Source organism: Streptomyces sp. MB09-01, assembly GCF_033794505.1.
Lineage (GTDB): Bacteria > Actinomycetota > Actinomycetes > Streptomycetales > Streptomycetaceae > Streptomyces.
The window spans coordinates 1-4,456 of sequence record NZ_JARAYQ010000426.1 but is presented as its reverse complement, the minus strand read 5'-3'; the positions used below and the strand labels follow the sequence as shown (position 1 = coordinate 4,456).

Here is a 4,456-nt window from a genome sequence, read left to right as displayed (position 1 = left end):
GTCCGTGGGAGGGCAGGGCCCGGGGTGGTGGCGGGGCCGGTCTCGATTCGGGGCAAGGGCGGTCTCGCCCTGATCACGATCGGCGGCCGGCGCGGAAAACATCGGTCGGCCGATCGGAGGGCCCGTACATTGTTGATCACCGCAGCGCTGAGGAACCTTTCGCGCTGCCCTGATGTCGTGTGCTCCATGGGGGAGATCTTTCGTGCGTACCGCTCTTGTCCGTCGTACCGTCCTGACCGCGTCCGCGGTGTCCCTGGCCCTGCTGGCCACCGCCTGCGGCTCCGACAAGGCCGATGCCAAGTCGTCCGCTCCCGCGAGCTCGGCGGCCCCGGCCGCCCCGGCCGCCAAGGCGAAGACGGACGCCGAGCTGTCCGCTCTGCTCCTGACCAAGGACGAGCTGTCGGACCACATGGTCACCGCCGTCCCCAAGGACGAGGTGGCGATCGGTGAGGCCGCGGCCGGCGACAAGGCCGAGTGCCTGCCCGTGGTCAAGACGCAGGGCACGGCCACCGTCGGTACGGCCGCCGGTGTGGCGCGCATGAAGGCCGTCGCCAAGCCCAAGGCGGGCGCCAGCCCGGAGGACACGGCCGCCGCAGGGCTGAAGGCCCTCACCGGCACCCGGACCTCGGTCACCCTCGCCTCGTACGAGGGCAAGGGCGCGGAGGAGGCCTTCGCGGCCGTCAAGACCGCGGCCGCCGCGTGCGCCGCCGGCTTCACGCTGACGATGGAGGGCGAGGTCACCAAGATCGACAAGGTCGTGTCCGGCACCGCCACCGGTGGCGACGAGGCGCTCGCCCTCACGCTGGAGGCCGACGTGGAGGGCACGAAGATCACGACCGAGACCGTCGTCGTCCGCAAGGGCAACACCCTGGCCACCCACACCGCGTCGGCCCTGGGCGTCGCGGAGAAGCCGACCGCCATCGTGGCCGCGCAGGTGAAGAAGCTCGGCTGAGCCCCGCCCTACCCGACGTCAACCCCGCTCCGGCTCATGCGCCGGGGCGGGGTTTTCGTCTTGTTCGGCTACGGGGCAGCCGGCCAACTACGGCGTACGCTGCGGCCTATGTGCGGAATTGTGGGTTACGTGGGAGCGCAGTCTGCGCTCGATGTGGTCATCGCCGGACTCAAGCGACTGGAGTACCGCGGCTACGACTCGGCGGGGGTCGCCGTGCTCGCCGACGGCAGCCTGGCGGCCGCCAAGAAGGCCGGCAAGCTCGTCAATCTGGAGAAGGAACTGGTCGGGCACCCGCTGCCGGCCGGCTCCACGGGACTCGGGCACACCCGGTGGGCGACGCACGGCGGGCCCACCGACGTCAACGCCCACCCGCACCTCGACAACTCGGGGCGGGTGGCCGTCGTGCACAACGGCATCATCGAGAACTTCGCCGAGCTCCGGGCCGAACTCGCCGAGCGCGGACACCGGCTGGATTCCGAGACGGACACCGAGGTCGTGGCGCACCTGCTGGCCGAGCACTTCTCGGCGACCGGCGACCTCGCCGAGGCCATGCGGCAGGTGTGCCGGCGCCTGCAGGGCGCCTTCACGCTGGTCGCCGTGCACGCCGACGACCCGGACGTGGTGGTCGGCGCGCGCCGGAACTCCCCCCTGGTGGTCGGCGTCGGAGAGGGCGAGAACTTCCTCGCCTCGGACGTGGCCGCGTTCATCGCCCACACCCGGTCCGCGATCGAGCTGGGCCAGGACCAGGTCGTCGAACTGCGCCGCGAAGGGGTCACGGTGACCGGCTTCGACGGTTCGCCCGCGACCGTGCGGGCCTACCGCGTGGACTGGGACGCCTCGGCGGCCGAGAAGGGGGGCTACGACTACTTCATGCTCAAGGAGATCGCCGAGCAGCCGAAGGCCGTCGCCGACACCCTCCTGGGCAGGATCGACGCGAGCGGCTCGCTGACCCTGGACGAGGTGCGCATCCCCGTCTCGGTGCTCAGGGAGGTCGACAAGGTCGTGATCGTGGCGTGCGGTACGGCGTACCACGCGGGCATGATCGCGAAGCTGGCCATCGAGCACTGGACCCGCATCCCGTGCGAGACGGAGCTGGCCAGCGAGTTCCGTTACCGCGACCCGATCCTGGACCAGCGGACGCTGGTCGTCGCGATCTCGCAGTCCGGCGAGACCATGGACACCCTGATGGCGGTCCGGCACGCGCGCGAGCAGGGGGCCAAGGTGCTGGCCGTCTGCAACACGAACGGCTCGACGATCCCGCGCGAATCGGATGCCGTGCTCTACACGCACGCCGGTCCCGAGGTGGCCGTCGCCTCGACCAAGGCGTTCCTGACGCAGCTGGTCGCCTGCTACCTCGTGGCGCTGTACCTCGGGCAGGTGCGCGGCACGAAGTGGGGCGACGAGATCGAGGCGGTGATCCGCGAACTGTCGGACATCGCCGCGGCCGTGGACACCGTACTGGAGACCATGGAGCCGGTACGGCAGCTCGCGCGCTCCCTCGCCGACAAGAACACCGTGCTGTTCCTCGGCCGGCACGTCGGGTACCCGGTGGCACTGGAGGGCGCGCTCAAGCTCAAGGAGCTCGCGTACATGCACGCCGAGGGCTTCGCGGCGGGGGAGCTCAAGCACGGGCCGATCGCGCTGATCGAGAAGGACCTGCCGGTGGTGGTGGTCGTCCCGTCGCCGCGCGGCCGGTCGGTGCTCCACGACAAGATCGTGTCGAACATCCAGGAGATCCGGGCGCGCGGGGCGCGGACCATCGTGATCGCGGAGGAGGGCGACGAGGCGGTGGCCCCGTACGCCGACCACCTGATCCGGATCCCGGCGACGCCGACGCTGCTCCAGCCGCTGGTGGCGACGGTGCCCTTGCAGGTCTTCGCGTGCGAACTGGCGACCGCGCGGGGGAACGAGGTGGACCAGCCGCGTAACCTCGCAAAGTCCGTGACCGTGGAGTAGTGACCTGGCTGGAGCTGTGGGACGTGATTATCGGCGTCGGGATCGACGTGGCGGAGATCGAACGGTTCGGCGCGGCGCTGGAGCGCACGCCGGGCCTCGCGCAGCGGCTTTTCGTCGACGCCGAGTTGACGCTGCCGAGCGGTGAGCGGCGCGGGACCGCCTCGCTCGCCGCGCGGTTCGCCGCCAAGGAGGCGCTGGCCAAGGCGCTCGGCGCGCCCGCCGGGATGCTGTGGACCGACGCCGAGGTGTGCGTGGAGGCCAGCGGGCAGCCGCGGCTGCGGGTGTCGGGAACGGTGGAGGCGCGGGCGCTGGCGCTGGGCGTGAAGTCCTGGCACATCTCGCTGAGCCACGACGCCGGCGTCGCCTCCGCCGTGGTGATCGCCGAGGGATAGCGCCTGCCGTCGGGCAGGCTGGTGCCATGCGTACTGCTTACAGCGTGGAGACCGTACGGGCCGCCGAGCGGGAGCTGATGGCCCGGCTGCCCGAAGGAGCCCTGATGCAGCGGGCGGCGGCCGGACTGGCCGCCGTCTGTGCGGGGCTGCCGGCGCGGGTGTACGGGTCCCGGATCGTGCTGCTGGTCGGGCCCGGCGACAACGGGGGCGACGCGCTCTACGCCGGGGCGCGGCTCGCCCGGCGCGGGGCCGCGGTGACGGCCGTGCCGATGGACCCCGAACGGATGCACGCGGGCGGGCTGGCCGCGCTGCGAGCCGCGGGCGGCCGGGTCGAGGAGGCCGTGCCGCAGCGGGCGGACCTCGTGGTCGACGGGCTGCTCGGGATCGGCGGCCGGGGCGGGCTGCGGCCGGCGGCGGCCGCGCTGGTGGAACGGATCCCGCAGGGGGTCCCGGTGGTGGCCGTGGACCTGCCGAGCGGGGTGGACGCGGACACCGGGGAGGTGGCGGGGCCGGCCGTCACGGCCGACGTGACGGTGACCTTCGGCGCGTACAAGCCCGGTCTGCTGATCGACCCCGGAGCCTCGCGGGCCGGGGTGGTGCGGCTGGTGGACATCGGGTTGGAGCTGCCGTCGCCGCAGGTGGAAGCCCTGCAGCACGCCGACGTCGCGGGGCTGCTGCCGGTGCCGACGGCGTCGAGCGACAAGTACCGGCGGGGCGTGGTCGGGATCGTCGCCGGCTCCGCGCAGTACCCGGGGGCGGCCGTACTGGCCGTGGCGGGAGCGCTGCGGGGCGGCGCGGGTGCGGTGCGGTACGTGGGGCCGGCGGCGGAGGCCGTGCTCGCGCGGTACCCGGAGACGCTGATCGGGCCCGGCCGGGTGCAGGCGTGGGTGGTCGGGCCGGGACTGGGGACCGACGAGGACGGCGCCGCCGCGCTGTGGTTCGCCCTGGACACGGACCTGCCGGTGCTAGTCGACGCCGACGGGCTGACCATGCTGGCCGCCCACCCGGATCTGGTCGCCGGCCGCAGCGCGCCGACCGTGCTGACACCGCACGCGGGCGAGTTCGCCAGGCTGGCCGGATCGCCGCCGGGGGATGACCGGGTGGGCGCGACGCGCCGGCTGGCCGACGCGCTGGGGGCGACCGTGCTACTCAAGGG

4 protein-coding genes are annotated in these 4,456 nt (G+C 73.1%); all 4 read left to right on the top strand.

The features are described from left to right. Positions 1-202: 202 nt before the first annotated feature. Complete coding sequence (locus PV721_RS41580) at positions 203-952, top strand: hypothetical protein (protein ID WP_319733833.1); 750 nt, start codon at positions 203-205, stop codon at positions 950-952. A gap of 108 nt (positions 953-1,060) precedes the next feature. Next, the gene (glmS, locus tag PV721_RS41575; RefSeq protein ID WP_319733831.1) at positions 1,061-2,908 is read left to right on the top strand and encodes a glutamine--fructose-6-phosphate transaminase (isomerizing); all 1,848 of its coding nucleotides are present in this window, start codon (positions 1,061-1,063) and stop codon (positions 2,906-2,908) included. Positions 2,909-2,931: 23 nt separating this feature from the next. Further along, a complete protein-coding gene (locus tag PV721_RS41570; protein ID WP_319733835.1) occupies positions 2,932-3,300 on the top strand; it encodes a holo-ACP synthase in 369 nt (122 codons plus the stop codon). Between the two features lie 26 nt (positions 3,301-3,326). Next, the coding region (locus tag PV721_RS41565; RefSeq protein WP_319733829.1) for an NAD(P)H-hydrate epimerase at positions 3,327-4,456 on the top strand (1,130 nt) is incomplete at its 3' end.